Annotated in this window: 13 protein-coding genes; 6 read left to right on the top strand and 7 right to left on the bottom strand. The window is 55.9% G+C overall.

The features are described 5' to 3' along the window. Nucleotides 1-13: 13 nt before the first annotated feature. The 4 genes from QHL1GM_RS16430 to pilM are packed head-to-tail and all read right to left on the bottom strand — an operon-like array spanning nucleotide 14 to nucleotide 2,874. Nucleotides 14-577, bottom strand: a complete 564-nt coding sequence (locus tag QHL1GM_RS16430) for a pilus assembly protein PilP (protein ID WP_071695430.1) — start codon at nucleotides 575-577, stop codon at nucleotides 14-16. Next, on the bottom strand, nucleotides 574-1,233 hold the full coding sequence (locus QHL1GM_RS16425; protein WP_071695429.1) for a type 4a pilus biogenesis protein PilO: 660 nt from the start codon (nucleotides 1,231-1,233) through the stop codon (nucleotides 574-576). The genes QHL1GM_RS16430 and QHL1GM_RS16425 overlap by 4 nt, the downstream gene beginning before the upstream one ends. Further along, nucleotides 1,230-1,802, bottom strand: coding sequence for a PilN domain-containing protein (locus QHL1GM_RS16420; protein ID WP_071695428.1), 573 nt, complete (start codon nucleotides 1,800-1,802; stop codon nucleotides 1,230-1,232). The genes QHL1GM_RS16425 and QHL1GM_RS16420 overlap by 4 nt, the downstream gene beginning before the upstream one ends. Before the next feature lie 10 nt (nucleotides 1,803-1,812). Then, on the bottom strand, nucleotides 1,813-2,874 hold the full coding sequence (pilM, locus tag QHL1GM_RS16415) for a type IV pilus assembly protein PilM (protein WP_071695427.1): 1,062 nt from the start codon (nucleotides 2,872-2,874) through the stop codon (nucleotides 1,813-1,815). 191 nt (nucleotides 2,875-3,065) lie between these two features. Here pilM and QHL1GM_RS16410 point away from each other — a divergent pair, with 191 nt between their 5' ends. Then, complete coding sequence (locus QHL1GM_RS16410) at nucleotides 3,066-5,594, top strand: penicillin-binding protein 1A (protein WP_071695426.1); 2,529 nt, start codon at nucleotides 3,066-3,068, stop codon at nucleotides 5,592-5,594. 132 nt (nucleotides 5,595-5,726) lie between these two features. Here the strand turns inward: QHL1GM_RS16410 and QHL1GM_RS16405 are convergent, their stop codons facing one another. From QHL1GM_RS16405 to QHL1GM_RS16395, 3 genes are read right to left on the bottom strand one after another with little or no spacing between them, the layout of a single operon-like run. Then, nucleotides 5,727-7,745: a TRAP transporter permease gene (locus QHL1GM_RS16405; protein ID WP_071695425.1), complete on the bottom strand. Its 2,019-nt coding sequence runs from the start codon at nucleotides 7,743-7,745 to the stop codon at nucleotides 5,727-5,729. Nucleotides 7,746-7,777: 32 nt separating this feature from the next. Next, entirely contained in the window at nucleotides 7,778-8,290 is a 513-nt protein-coding gene (locus QHL1GM_RS16400; RefSeq protein WP_071695424.1) for a DUF1850 domain-containing protein, read from the bottom strand. 46 nt (nucleotides 8,291-8,336) lie between these two features. Further along, the gene (locus QHL1GM_RS16395) at nucleotides 8,337-9,296 is read right to left on the bottom strand and encodes a TAXI family TRAP transporter solute-binding subunit (protein WP_071695423.1); all 960 of its coding nucleotides are present in this window, start codon (nucleotides 9,294-9,296) and stop codon (nucleotides 8,337-8,339) included. Between the two features lie 348 nt (nucleotides 9,297-9,644). Here QHL1GM_RS16395 and csiR point away from each other — a divergent pair, with 348 nt between their 5' ends. The 5 genes from csiR (at nucleotide 9,645) to QHL1GM_RS16370 (ending at nucleotide 14,969) form a co-directional block, all read left to right on the top strand. Beyond that, nucleotides 9,645-10,364 (top strand): DNA-binding transcriptional regulator CsiR, encoded by a 720-nt coding sequence (gene csiR, locus QHL1GM_RS16390; RefSeq protein ID WP_071695422.1) that lies wholly within the window; start codon nucleotides 9,645-9,647, stop codon nucleotides 10,362-10,364. A gap of 175 nt (nucleotides 10,365-10,539) precedes the next feature. Next, the gene (locus tag QHL1GM_RS16385) at nucleotides 10,540-11,718 is read left to right on the top strand and encodes an acyl-CoA dehydrogenase (RefSeq protein WP_071695421.1); all 1,179 of its coding nucleotides are present in this window, start codon (nucleotides 10,540-10,542) and stop codon (nucleotides 11,716-11,718) included. Nucleotides 11,719-11,760: 42 nt separating this feature from the next. After that, nucleotides 11,761-12,975, top strand: a complete 1,215-nt coding sequence (locus tag QHL1GM_RS16380) for a CaiB/BaiF CoA-transferase family protein (RefSeq protein ID WP_071695420.1) — start codon at nucleotides 11,761-11,763, stop codon at nucleotides 12,973-12,975. A gap of 260 nt (nucleotides 12,976-13,235) precedes the next feature. Further along, nucleotides 13,236-14,030 carry an EAL domain-containing protein gene (locus QHL1GM_RS16375; protein ID WP_071695419.1) on the top strand — a complete coding sequence of 265 codons (795 nt, stop codon included), beginning with the start codon at nucleotides 13,236-13,238 and terminating at the stop codon, nucleotides 14,028-14,030. Then, entirely contained in the window at nucleotides 14,031-14,969 is a 939-nt protein-coding gene (locus tag QHL1GM_RS16370) for a sensor domain-containing diguanylate cyclase (protein WP_071695418.1), read from the top strand. Nucleotides 14,970-15,026: the final 57 nt, after the last annotated feature.

Raw genomic sequence — 15,026 nt, 5'->3', positions numbered from 1 at the left:
AGCTATTATCCGCTTACTCGTTGTTTTCGTTGATGACTAGCGACACTTGCCGCTCCTGCCACCCTTCACGCTGGGTGAACACCCGCTCGGTAACGCTTATTTCTTGCGCGTTGATCTGGGCAACACGCCCATAATCGGTGCCCATATAGTTGCCCTCTTTCACGCTGGTCACATTGCCATCTGGTGATGCAATCAACGCTACCTGCCGCCCCGCCATACGCATGGTACCGACCAATCGCAGCTCTTGCAGTGAGAAGCGCTCCAGCGGCTCTGGCTCGCGCTGCTGGTCAGGGGCGAGCGCACCTTCGCTTCGATCAGCGCCACCCTGGGCAATCTCGTCGGGAGGTAAAAAGGGGCTACGTCCGTCGCTATACAAGTAGGCCAAATCTTGGCTTTCGGGCAGCGCGACAGCCATAACCGGCGGCTGCCCGCCTGGGGACTGACGAATATTAGCCAGCGCGCCCTCAAGCTGCGCTAAATCGGCGTCCGCACAGCCCCCAAGCACCGCCACAGAGAGCGCCAGAGTGATGGCCGAAGTTACCCTTACCGCTAGAGGCGTTGCTTGTTTAGCGCTCATGGCGAATCTGCCCCCTCTGAGGAGGGTTGGTCGCTCGCCTCTAAATAGCGATAGGTGCGGGCCAACAGCGAAAGGCGCAGCGTGTCGCCGCGGCTGTCAACGGGCTCCAGGCTAAAGTCATGCTGGGTCACCATGCGGGGCAGCGAGGCGATGTCGGCACTAAAGCGCGCCAATTGGTGATAGCCGCCCCGCACCTGGATATCCAGCGGTTGCTCGACATAGTGGGCCTGGGTTTGCGTTGGACGCAGCCGAATCGTTTCAATGGTCAGGCGGTTATCGACGGCGGCATCGCTAATGCTATCCAGCAGCGAGGGAATTTCCGCATCGGTGGGGAGCATGGTGCGCATACGCCCCAACTGCCCTTCCAGAGTCGCTAACTGCTCGCGCATTTCCGGCAAAAAAGCCGCTTCCGAGGCTTTACTGCGGTATTCACTCAGCAGCCTGACTTCTTGGCGCTGGGCGGCCATTAAGGCCCCGCGTTGATCACTAATCACGAACCACATCATCAAACACAATGCCGCCATCAGTGCCAAGCAGCAGCTCAACACTTTTAATAGCCACGGCCAGCCGCCGGCCTCTTTAACGTCTAGGTCTCGCCAGTCAACATCGCGCAGGCGCTGCCACTCGATAGCCCACTGCTCGCGATTAAGCGTCATGGAAGCGCCTCCTCGATCTCTTGCGGCAGCGCTGCGGTGGTTTGCTCCACATCAAAACGAAATACGCGGCCTGAGCCGTTTTGCTCACTCTCAACCGCCGAGAGCGAGGGCACAGCTAACCCCGGCAGCGCGGCAATACGGCGCAGCTGCTCGGAAACCTGGCGCTCGCTGCCAGCCACCGCAGTGACACTGATGCTGTTGCCGTTTTTCGCCAAGCGTTGATAAATGACGCCATTGGCCACGCTCTCCGCTACGTCATTAAACAGCTGCACAGCATCCGTTCGTTCGGCCTGCAGCGCCTGGAACACCGCGATCTGCTCGCCTAAGCGTTCGGCGTCGCTGGCGTAGCGTGAGACGCCGTCGATATCGGCCTCAAGACGCTCAATGTGGTCACTAATGTAGGCATTACGCTGCTGCTGGGCCGCCAGCTTGAGCTGGTAAAATTGTGAAATCAGCAGGCCAAGCACGACGCCAAGCACCAGCATGCCCGCCACTACGGCATAGAATTTGCGGGTTTGCCGTTCACGCTGCGCTTCCCGCCAGGGCAGAAGATTAATCGTCATGCTCATTGGCTAACTCTCATTGGCTAACTCTCATCGCCAAGCCACCCGCAGTGAGCATCGCCGGGGCATCGTTGGTCAACGCCTGAAGGTTCAAGCGCTTGTTGACCCGCATGCGCTGAAAGGGGTTGGCAATGGTCACCGACATGCCGCTATCTTCAGCAATGCGTTCAGCAAGCCCTGGAATCACGCTCGAACCGCCCGCTAATACGATGTGTTGCACTTCTTGCTGGCGTCCGGCGGTGTAGTAGAGCTGCAGAGAGCGCCCCACCTGCTGCACCACGGTTTCCAGAAAAGGGTTGAGCACACGCTCATGGTAATCATCGGGAAGTCCGCCACGCTTTTTAGCGAAACCGGCCTCCTCCATGCTCAGGTCGTAGCGGTCGCGAATCGCATCGGTGAGCTGGCGGCCACCAAACACCGTATCGCGGGTATAGACAATATGCCCACCACGGACGACGTGGAAGGCATTCATATTGGCGCCAATATCCACCAGCCCAACGCAGGCGGTGGGATCATTCTCCACCTTTAGCTGGCGGCGCAATTCGGCAAGCGAACGCTCCATCGCAAAGGTTTCCACGTCTACTGCCGCGGGCTCTAAGCCTGCCCGCTCTAGTGTGTCGGTGAGCTGCGTTACATCCTGCTGCCGACAGGCGACCAGCACCACCTGCTGCTGATCATCGTCAAAGGGCGCGGGACCAAGGCACTCAAAATCAAACGCCACTTCGTTGAACGGAAACGGAATATGGCGGTCGGATTCAGCCACGATCCGCTCCTCGATCTCCTCTTCACTTAGCCCGACAGGGAAGCTCAGCGTTTTGGTGATCGCGGCGCTGGCGGGAACAGCCACCGCCGCTTTGCGGGTAGAGGGTTTGGCATGTTCCACGGCACGACTAAGCACACTGGCGACATCATCAATATCACGGATACGCCGCTCAACGACCGCCCCTTCACGCAGAGGCCGCACGGCATAGCTTTCTACTTGGTAATTATCGTGGCACTGTTTTAGCTCAAGCAGTTTGACGGTCGCCGAGGTAATATCGACGCCGATCAACCCTTTACCAGATTTTAGAAAGCGCATATTGGGGTTTGGCTCCACCTGCTTATCGCGTGGTTTGAGGTTACATGATTTTTAGTTCTGTCACACGCGAACCCACTTACAGCATATCAACACTGGTGGCCGCCGCTTCAGGTTCCTATAATGGCTGCCAATTGCATGATACGGCCATATAGATGCCGATCTTTTCATTCTTCCCAGGGTGCTCTCCGTACATGACGTTTCTTCGAACCCTTATTGTGTCGCTGTTTTTCCTCATCGTGTCGTTGGTTGGTGCCACCGCCTTAGCCGTAGTGGGGGCTGCCATTTACTTCGCACCGGGGCTGCCCGACGTTCGCCAGCTACAGGACTTTGAGCTGCACACGCCGCTGCGTATTTTTACCCAAGACGGTAAATTGATTGGCGAATTCGGCGAAGAGCGCCGTATGGCGATCAATTTTGATGAAATACCGCAGGATATGATCAACGCCTTGATCGCCGCCGAGGATGCCAGCTATTTCGACCACGCAGGTGTCGACCCGCGTGGCTTAGCCCGGGCCGCGGTGGAGCTTGTACAGAGTGGCGGCACTATCCAATCCGGTGGTTCGACGATCACCATGCAGGTCGCGCGTAACTATATGTTGACGCTAGACCAAACCTTTACGCGTAAAATTCGCGAGATCCTGCTAGCGCTGCAAATGGAGCAGGTGCTCAATAAAGAGGAGATCTTCGAGCTTTACGTGAATAAGATTTTCCTGGGTAATCGCGCCTACGGCATCGCTGCTGCTGCTGAAACCTATTACGACAAGCCGCTCGCTGAGCTTAATCTGGCACAAACAGCCATGATTGCGGGGCTGCCCAAGGCACCTTCAGCCTTTAATCCGCTAGCTAACTCCGAGCGTTCGCTGATTCGACGCAACTGGATTCTGTTCCGCATGCGCGAACTGGGCTATATCGACGATGACACCTATCAATCAGCGGTTCAGTCCCCTGTCACGGCCCGTCGTCACTATATCCAAGCTGAAGTCGATGCCGCCTACGTCTCCGAGATGGCGCGCCAGTATGCGATAGAGCGCTTTGGCGATGAGGCTTACACCGGCGGCTATCGGATTTACACCACCATCGATAGCGAGCTGCAGCCCTTTGCTCGCCAAGCGCTGGCCAATGGACTGACTGCCTACGACCTTCGCCATGGCTGGCGCGGGCCAGAGCAGCGTGAGATTGCCGCGAGCCTTGTCGAAGCACAGGAGCAAACGGCAACCCAAGGCCTCGAAGAGGAGCTTGCCGAATCTCCCGAGATTCGTGAGACCGCGCGCCAAGCCGCCCAGCGCAGCCAGACAGAAGTTGAAGGGATTGATGGCGACGTCAGCAACTGGATACAGGTGCTTGAGCGTACACCCAACTATGGTCTGCTCCAGCCCGCCATTGTGGTAGAGAGCAGTGGCCGCGAAATGCAGGTGCTCACCCGTAGCGGTGGCCTACAGACTATCGCCTGGGAAGGCTTGAGCTGGGCGCGCCCTTATCTAAGCCCGCGTAGCCGCGGAGCCGAGCCCAGTTCAGCAGAAGAGATTGCCGTACGTGGCGATATGATTCGCGTGGTGGAGAATGAAGATGGCTCGCTGCGCCTCTCCCAGCGCCCGGACGCCGAAGGTTCGCTGGTCGCCCAAGACCCGCAAACCGGCGCTATCCTGGCACTCCAGGGCGGTTTCGACTTTAACGCCAGCAAGTTCAACCGCGCAGTTCAGGCACAGCGTCAGTCAGGCTCTATCTTCAAACCGTTTATTTACTTAGCGGCCCTTGAAGATGGAGAGATGAACGCCGCCAGCGTGGTTAACGACTCCCCCGTGGTACTCGACGATGGCAGCAACGCCTTGTGGCGGCCGGTCAACTCTAGCCGCGATTTCCAAGGCCCTATGCGCTTACGCCCGGCCCTCGCCCGCTCGCGCAACCTGGTGACGATCCGCGTACTGCAGACCATGGGGCTGGATCACACCATCGATTACCTGGAAGGCTTCGGCTTTGCTCCTGGTCGCTTACCGCACGGTCTGGCACTCGCGCTGGGTAGCGCAAGCTTAACGCCCATGGAGATGACCAATGCCTACGCGGTCATCGCCAATGGCGGCTTTCAGGTGTCACCTTGGTTTATTGAGCGGGTAACCCGTGACGACGACAACGAGCTGATCGATGAAGCCACGCCACAGGTTGCCTGCCCTAGCTGTGCAGAAGACCAGGAGACGGTGGAAATCGATGGTCACGAATATCCAATCGCCAAACGGGTGGCCGACCCGGCGGCTGTCTATATCCTGCGCGATATGCTGCGTGACGTAATCACCTCAGGCACTGGCCGCGGCGCGCTAAGCCTTAACCGTGAAGACATTGTCGGCAAGACCGGCACCACGAATAGCCAGCGGGACGCTTGGTTTGCGGGCTTTAACAGCGATCTGGTCACTACGGTATGGGTCGGTAAGGACAGCAACGAGACCATTGCCGAGTATGGCGCTAACGCTGCGCTACCCATTTGGATCGAGTTTATGGGCGATGCGCTGGAAGGCACGCCGAACGCCGTGCCCGAACGCCCTGCGACGATTGTCACTGCCCAAGTGGACCCAGACTCAGGTCAACGCTTAGCAGACGGCCAATCTGGCGGCCTTACCGAGTTGTTCCATCAGGATCACCTGCCGGATTACCAGCAGCGCCGTATCAGTCGTGAGCTGGAAGAAGCCAGTGGCTCTGAGGGTTCAGGCACCGCTGAGTCGATCTTCTAACTCGATCTTCTACACCAGCCAATCCCGTAGCACACCAAACGAAAGTCCCACCAAGCAAAAGGCCCGGAGATTATATCTCCGGGCCTTTTTGTTAGTGCTGGCTTTTCATTCTGGCTGTCGGTTGCCTAACGCCTATCCGCTAATGGGTGTCGCACGCGCTTCACGCTTGCTGGCCAGCCAGTTAGCACCGATAGCGACGATCATGACCACCACACCGGCAATCTCGGTCATCAGATTGGGATAGAACACCCCGAAAATTGCGGCGGTAATCGCGATGCGCGGTAGCCACGACATTTTGGTAAACAGATAGCCCTCCAACGCCGCGGCAAAGGCACCTAATGCCAGAATAGCAATCACCCCGTTCCAGATGACCACCGGCACCGGGCCGCCAATAATGATCTCGGGATTGAAGACCATAAACAGCGGTATCAAGTAGAGCCCTTTGGCAAACTTCCACGCCTGGAAGCTGGTTTCCATCGGCTTACTGCCTGCTATCGCCGCCCCGGCAAAGCCTGCCAAGGCGATGGGAGGCGTCACGTTAGAGTCCTGGGAGTACCAGAACACAACCAAGTGAGCGACCAGTAGCGGCACACCAAACTCGGCGGTCAATGCAGGCCCGACGAGCACGATGAGCACGATATAGCTGGCGGTAACGGGCAGCCCCATCCCCAATACCAAGCTGGCCAACAGCACCATCACCAGCGCCAACACCAGGTTGCCGCCGGAGAATGCCAGCATCATGGAGGAGAATTTCAGCCCCAAGCCGGTTAAACCCACTACCCCAACGATAATCCCGGCGACCGCACAGGCCATGGAAACCGCTACCGCATTGCGAGCACCTAGCTCCAAACCCTCGATCAGCTTGGCAAAGCCAGCGCTGACCACGTCTTTAATGGCCGTCGCAGTTACCGGCTGCCCCTGCCTGGGCGCCACAAACAAGAACCACAGCGTATAGCGTAATACTGCCACCGCCAGGATGGTGACTACCGCGTAGTAGCCTACTCGCATGGGCGACATGCTCATCGCCAGCAGCCAGACCAGTACGGCCAGCGGCAACAGGAAGTGCCAGCCATCCTTCATGACCTGACGCATCTGCGGCAGCTCTTCCTTGGGCAGCCCCTGCATGCCTTGCTTAAGGGCAATGATATGCACAAACAGATAGACCGTGGCGAAATACATAATCGCCGGTAGAATACTGATTTTGACAATTTCCAGGTACGGCGTATTGGTGTACTCAGCGATCAAGAATGCCCCAGCACCCATCAGCGGCGGCATGATCTGCCCCCCGGTTGAGGCCGCCGCTTCGATACCGCCCGCCTGCTTGGCCTTGTAGCCCAGCCGCTTCATCAGCGGAATGGTAAAAGCACCGGTGGTGACTACGTTGGCAATCGCACTGCCAGAAATCGAGCCCATGCCCGCCGACGCTAATACCGCCGCCTTGGCTGGCCCGCCACGCTGGCGACCGGTGGCCGCATAGGCCATATCAATAAAGAATTTGCCTGCCCCGGTGCACTCCAAAAAGGCGCCAAACAGAACAAAAATAAAGATATAGGTCGCCGCGACGCCTAGCGGCAGACCGAAGATACCCTCTTGCCCCAGGTAGAGTTGGCCTGCGACTCGGTCAATGGTGTACCCACGGTGTTCCAGAATCCCCGGCATCCACTCGCCCAGCCAAGGCAGCTCGCCCCGCGGCCCGGCGAAGGCGTAGACAATCGCCAATAGGCCAATCACGGTCATACCAAAACCTACCGCGCGGCGGCTGGCTTCCAGCACCGTCACCGTGGCAATACAGGCGACCAGAATATCGGTACTGTTCCAAAAACCCGCACGGCTAAAAATCTCATCCAGGTTGAGTACTAAGTAACCACCGGTGAGGATAGCCCCGGCAAAAAACAGTAGATCAAGCCCCCAGCCCAATACACCACGCTTGCGGGTGGGGCCGAAGGCTGGAAACATTAAAAATGCCAGCACCATAATCAGTGCCAGGTGAATACTGCGCTGATAGAAAAGCCCTAAGGGCTGAATACCGGCAGAATAGAGCTGAAACAGGGAAAGACCCACCGCCACAATGGTGATCGACCACAGCACCATGCGGGGTTGAATCACATTACCGCCCGGTACCACGCTCGACGGTTGATTGGATTCGCTCATGAAGTCCTCGGAAGCGTTAACTAATGTCGTTTTTATTCACGCGGGGGTGCGTGAGGATCTATCAACTGAATGGTCACGCGTTGTCCAGCGGCATGAGCACTTAGGCTCACTGGCTCATGCTCACCGCCTGGCCACACCACGCGATGATTAACAGCCGGTGAACCTACCCTCAACACATAACGGTTATTTGCTACAGGCTCGTTAATGGCATTAATCCAGTAACCGCCTTCACCGTCTGATACCTGCTCGCCGCGCCCAAAGATATGCCCAAGCCCTGCGGCGAAATCGGGTTGATGGCTACGCTCCAATTGCATGACACTCTCTGCATTAAGATAGCAGTCCAACACCGTGAAGTGCTCAACGGAGTGCTCCCACTGAATACACCAGCGACCGCCATCAGGCACTGCCTCGTCCACTAAGATGTTGCCTTGTTCGGTCACTACGGCTAAGTGCATAAACGCCGACGCCGAAGCGGGGGAAGCCCCCACTCCGGCGAGCGGACAACATGCAATGAGTAGCGCCACCAGTCGTTGCTGCCACTGCATGGCAATGTCCTCATTACAACCTTGTTATGACAGTGTCACCGAACGATTAAGGACGCAGACGATCCGGGATCTCAGCACCGACTTCTTCGAAATAGCGCAGCGCACCGGGGTGCAGCGGCACAGGAGTCGACTCCATAGTGAACTCAACGGTGGTGTCGTTAGCCGCCGGGTGAACGGCAATCAGCTCGTCGGTGTTTTCGAACAGTAGCTGGGTCAACTGGTAAGCCAGCTCTTCGTCCATATCAGAGTTAACGACGAGGACGTTGGGAATACCCAGGGTCTGCACGTCTTCGTCCATACCGTCATACATACCGGCGGCAAGCTTGTAAGGTGCGAAGACTTCTTCTTCCTCCCGAGCATTGGCCACTTCTTCATCGGACAGGCCAATCAGGCGAATATCGCGTGTTGCGGCAAGGTTAAGAATAGAGCTAGTCGGCGGGCCAACGCTCCAGAAACCGGCGTCGATATCACCATCACGAATCGCGTCAGCGGTTTCGTTGAAGTTAAGACGTTGTGGAGTGAAGTCGTCATAGCTAATGCCATTGGCTTCGAGCAAGGCACGAGCATTCAACTCGGTACCGCTACCCGGTGCACCAACGGAAACACGCTTGCCTTCGAGATCAGCGATCGATTCGATATCCGACTCGGCCAGCGTTACCAGCTGTACTGCGTTGGGATAAACCGAGGCTAGCGCGCGGATGTTTTCAACCTGACGGCCTTCAAAATCATCCGTGCCGGTATACGCCTGATAAACCGTATCGGCCAGTGCCAGGGCAAGATCCGCGTCGCCACGCATGATCAGGCCCATATTTTCAACCGAGGCACCGGTAACTTCAGCGGTCGCCTGGGCGCCTTCAATATGGTTGTTGATCATTTCGGCAAAACCACCGCCGATAGGGTAGTAAACGCCGCCCGTACCACCGGTTGCGATTGAGAGTTGCTGGGCGCTTGCTGGAAGTGCGACCGCGAGCATTGATGCGGCAGCGGCATATTTTAGAGTTCGCATGAGCGTTTCCTCCGTCCTGCTTGGACTTATAGGTATGGTTGACGATAAAGGAAGTGTTGAATTCCCAACTTCAGCTTGCCATCAACAGGCAACCAGAAGCGGTGAAAGAGAAGTTAGCACGGCTAATGCGTTAGATGCTAATAGGGCGTTATCAGCGCAGTAGCCGCTTTCCGTGTTCAACAATGGCTACTTAACAGGTAAGGCCAAGCTAGCTTCCTAGCTCATTTAAAATAACGAAATCCTGCGCAAATGTCTTACCCTGTACCAAATTGTTAATATTTAGCGATAATGGCCGTCATTTTCCCCATCTCACCTTTATGATTGATTCAGGATAGGAGCCACACTGCTATGGAGCCCGGTTTTAAAGAAGAAGATAGTCGGGAAAAAGACACGCCGCGGCAAAACCTGGCCATTAGTGCTTACCGTCAACTCAAGCAAGACATTATTCGTGGTCACTATGCGCCTGAGCAGAAGCTGCTGATGAGCCGCCTCAAAGAGCAGTACGGCGCCAGCACCGGGCCGCTACGGGAAGCCCTATCGCAATTAGTCTCTGACCGCCTAGTAGTCGCGATCAGCCAGCGCGGCTACCGGGTAGCCCCCATGTCACTGGCCGAACTCAACGATATTTACGACGCACGGGCGCAGCTTGAAGGGCTGATTCTGCGATTGGCTATTGAGCGCGGCGACGACGACTGGGAAGCCACCGTACTGGCCACCGCGCATCGGCTGGCCAAGGTCACCGACATCAACACCCCCGACGACCTGCTGGATATCTGGGATCAGCGCCACAAAGCCTTCCATACCGCCATTGCCAGCGGCTGCAACTCCCCTCACCTGCTGCAAATGCGCAATACTCTGTTTGATCAGGTAGAACGCTACCGCCACCTGTGGCTGCAGGAAATCGTGATGTCGTCCCAGGCGCTGGAGCTTAAGCGTCAGGAGCACGCCGCACTGGTCGATGTCATTCTGGCTCGCGATACCGCCGAAGCCGACAGCCTAATGCGCGACCATCTGATGACCCCGGTGCCGATTATTACCCGCGTCCTTCAGGAGCGCGGCATGGGTTAAGCGCTTCGTTTCAGCTGTTAGTTTTAGCGCTTCGCCTCAAGACCAAAGTTCTACGTTTTAAAAAAATGTAGATATTTTAAAAAAACGGCGATACATTGACTGCAAGCTACTTTGCAAACAATCCAGCGCGCTAGGCTTTTATAACGCCTAACGAACGAACCGAGGAAACCACGCCATGACGCATTTCAACTGGGACGACCCGCTACTTCTGGAACAACAGCTCACCGATGAAGAGCGCCAGATTCGCGATGCGGCCTACGATTACTGCCAGGAAAACCTCCAGCCCCGCGTACTGACCGCCTTCCGTGAAGAGCGTTTCGACCGCGAGATCATGACCGAAATGGGCGAACTTGGTCTGCTGGGCGCCACCGTTTCCCCCGAGTACGGCGGCGCAGGCGTTAACCACGTGGCATACGGATTGATTGCCCGCGAGGTAGAGCGCGTAGACTCCGGCTACCGTTCAGCCATGAGCGTACAGTCCTCGCTGGTGATGTACCCCATCGAGACCTACGGTTCTGAAGAGCAAAAGCAAAAATTCCTGCCCAAGCTTGCCAGCGGTGAAATGGTCGGCTGCTTTGGTTTGACCGAGCCTGATCATGGCTCTGATCCAGGCAACATGATTACCCGCGCGGAAAAAGTCGACGGCGGCTACCGCCTAACCGGCGCGAAAATGTGGATCACCAACAGCCCGATTGCCGATATCGCGGTGGTTTGGGCCAAGTCAGCTGCCCACGACAACCAGATCAAAGGCTTTATTGTTGAGCGCGGCACCGAAGGCTTCACCACGCCGAAAATCGAAGGCAAGGTCTCGCTGCGAGCCTCCATTACCGGTGAAATCGTGCTGGACAACGCCTTCGTTCCTGAAGAGAACCTGCTGCCTAACGTCAGCGGCTTGAAAGGCCCGTTTGGCTGCTTGAACAAAGCGCGTTACGGCATCGCCTGGGGCGTTATGGGCACGGCCGAGTTCTGCTGGCACGCAGCGCGTCAATACACCCTCGACCGCAAGCAGTTTGGTCGCCCGCTGGCTGCCAATCAGTTGATCCAGAAAAAGCTCGCCGATATGCAGACCGAGATCACCCTGGGCTTGCAGGCAGCTCTGCAGGTGGGTCGCCTGATGGATAGCGGCAACTGGGCACCGGAAATGGTCTCCTTGATCAAACGCAACAACTGCGGCAAAGCCCTGGATATCGCCCGCGTGTCCCGCGACATGCATGGTGGCAACGGCGTTTCTGACGAGTACGGCGTGATTCGCCATATGGTCAATCTGGAGTCGGTGAATACCTACGAAGGTACTCATGATGTGCACGCGTTGATTCTTGGTCGCGCACAGACGGGCATTCAGTCGTTCTTCTAATCACCACATCTTGATCACTTGTCACTTATTAACGGAGCCTCTATGAGCGAGCTAACCAAACCACTGGCCGGTATTAAAGTACTCGATATTTCGCGGGTATTGGCCGGGCCGTGGTGCGGTCAGATGCTCGCGGATATGGGGGCAGATGTGATTAAGGTAGAGCGCCCCGGCAGCGGCGATGATACTCGCCACTGGGGCCCTCCTTGGCTGGCGGGCAGCGAAGAGTCGGCGTACTACCTGTGCGCTAACCGGGGTAAACGCTCGGTGACTGTCGATATGGCCAAGCCCGAAGGCCAGGCGGTGATTAAGCAGCTAGTCGCTCAATCCGACGTACTGATAGAGAACTTCAAGGTCGGGGGCCTAAAACGCTACGGCCTGGATTACGCCAGTCTAAAGGAGCTCAACCCCAGGCTGATTTACTGCTCGATTACCGGTTTTGGCCAGGAGAGCCCTTACGCTCACCGCGCCGGTTACGACTTTATGATTCAAGCCATGGGCGGGATCATGAGCCTAACCGGCAAGCCCGACAGTGAGCCCGGTGGTGGTCCGGTAAAAAGTGGCGTTGCGTTTACCGATATTTTCACCGGGCTATATGCCGCCAACGCAGTGCTGGCGGCGCTTTATCAGCGCCGCGACAGCGGCGAAGGTTGCCATATCGATATGGCATTAATGGATGTCCAGGTCGGCGTACTCGCTAATCAGGCGCTCAACTACCTAACCTCGGGCAATGTTCCCCAACGGTTGGGTAACGCTCACCCTAATATCGTGCCTTACCAAGCGTTCGCCACCCAAGATGGCCATATGATCATGGCCGTCGGCAACGACGAGCAGTTCAAGCGTTTTTGCGCGGTGCTTTCGCTACCGGCTCTGGCGGAAGATCCACGCTTTGCCACCAATGGGGCTAGGGTAAATAACCGTGCGCTACTCGTGCCGCAGTTGGAAGCAGCATTGGCGCAGCGCAGTACTGATCATTGGCTTGCCGCCTTTGAAGCCGTGGGCGTGCCCTGTGGGCCAATTAATACGCTGGATCGGGTTTTCGACGACCCCCATGTAAAAGCCCGCGGGCTTAAGCAGACCTTACCCCATGACCAAGCGGGCCAGGTGGATCTAGTGGCCAACCCTATCCGTTTTAACGGCGCCCAAATGAGCGCCACTACGGCACCGCCCCACCTAGGTCAGCATACTGAAAGCGTGCTGGATGAACTCGGCATTAGCTTGGAACAGCGAACTGCACTCCGCGAAGCAGGGATTATCTAGCCGTTGTGTTTTGTTATTTCTCTTCTTAAGCGCCTACCCGGCGCTTTTTTTTGGCCAACAGAACCGTCAGACATTGCTAGCTAGGAGGTGGGAAGCTGCCGACTAGTGCTTAGCAATGCCAAGCTGTACAATACCTATACAAAGAATATATTAAGATTTAGACTAAATAGCGTTGAATGCCTCAGTGTAGGCTGCGGGCATTAAGCTATCTAATGATGGCATTAAGAGCGTTATCCGATACTCACCCCACAGGAGCAGCTATGAGCCAGTGCGCACGCGTTAATGGCAGTTGCAAACGCTGTGAAGGCGATTTGCCCTTTGAATTCACCATGGCCTTTCAACCAATCGTGGATCTATCGCTGGCCCAAATCGTCACCTATGAAGCACTGGTTCGTGGTTCGCGCGGCGAATCCGCCGGATGTGTGATTGCCCAAGTCACCGACGAACTGCTCTACCGGTTTGATCAGGCCTGCCGGGTAAAAGCAATCGAGATGGCCAGCGCACTGGATATGCAAACCGACCTTTCGATCAACTTCTTACCTAACGCCGTTTATGAACCGGAAGCGTGTATCCAGGCGACGTTAGAAGTTTCCAAGCGAGTGGGCTGGCCCACCAATCGGCTTATTTTCGAAATTACCGAAACCGAACGCGTCCGCGACCGGCAGCACCTATGCAATATCATTGATGCCTACCGCTCTATGGGTTTTAAAACGGCGCTCGACGACTTTGGCAATGGGTACGCCAATTTGGACTTACTGACCGAATTAACGCCTGACAAGCTCAAAATTGATCGTGAGCTGGTCATGAATTGCGATAGTGATACTCGTCGCCAAGCGCTGTTAAACGCGATCATCTTACTCGCCCAAGAACTCGATATGACGTTGATTGCTGAAGGCGTTGAAACTCGCGCCGAAGCACTATGGCTGGCCCGTGCAGGCATCGTGCGCCAGCAAGGCTTTTACTTTGCAAAACCGGCTATTAACTCACTCGGTGACGACATAACTGCTCTGTTAGCAGGGTTAAAAAGTGAAGTCTATTTGGAGCAGGAGCAGTGAATGAAAGAGATTAGCCCCGATCAGCTCTATCAGCTTTTTAACCGATCAAAGCGCAATACATTAAACGTTATTAAGACCGCCCCGATAGGGATCTGCATTACCGATTCCAATGGCATTTTTGAAATGGTCAACCCGGCCTACTGCGAGTTTTACGGCTACCGCGAGGATGAGCTTATCGGCCAACACTTTACACTGGTTGTGCCCGAGGCTTACCGGGAGCGCCTGTCGAAACTCCATGACGAGTTTATCGTGAGAAACGAGCATCAAGATCTTCGTCAAGAGTGGGAGGTGCGCTGTAAAAACGGTGAAGCACGTACCATCATTGCCGAAGCTTCTCGCATTGAGGGCGATGACGGTATACCGCATAAAGTCACTTATATCGTTGATATCACCCAGCGCAAACGGTTGGAAGAACGCCTTAAACAAGTCAATGAACGCTTGGAATACATGGCTCACCATGATGAACTCACAGGGATTTTAAATCGTCGGCAAGGGCTTACGCGCCTGGAAGAAGAGCTTGAACGCTGCAAACGATATGGCAGTACGTTAAGTATTGCGATGTTTGACTTAGATGATTTCAAAACAATCAACGACACATACGGCCACAGCATTGGCGATGACGTGCTTCAGGAAGTCACTGAGGCCGTTAATCAGCACCTACGCTCGACTGACGTACAGATTCGCCTGGGAGGGGAGGAGTTTCTGATTCTCATGCCTGAAATCGAGGCGGAGGCAGCCTACATTGCAGTGGATCGTATCCGCCAGCGCGTTGCCGAAGTACCCTACTCCAAGCACCAGCTCACCATCACGCTATCGGCGGGCATCGCTAGTTACGTTGAGGCATCCAGTACGCGTATGCTTGATCGTGCCGATAAAGCTATGTACCAAGCTAAACAAACGGGGCGCAATCGTGTTGTCATTGCCTCGTCATCAATGTAATCAAAGCTATTAAGCACTATGCTGAAAGATCCTCCCTCATCAATTAGGAAGTAAGCC

The organism is Halomonas sp. QHL1, from assembly GCF_001882345.1.
Lineage (GTDB): Bacteria > Pseudomonadota > Gammaproteobacteria > Pseudomonadales > Halomonadaceae > Vreelandella.
The sequence above is the reverse complement of the archived record's forward strand: the minus strand, read 5'-3'. Positions and strand labels throughout refer to the sequence as shown.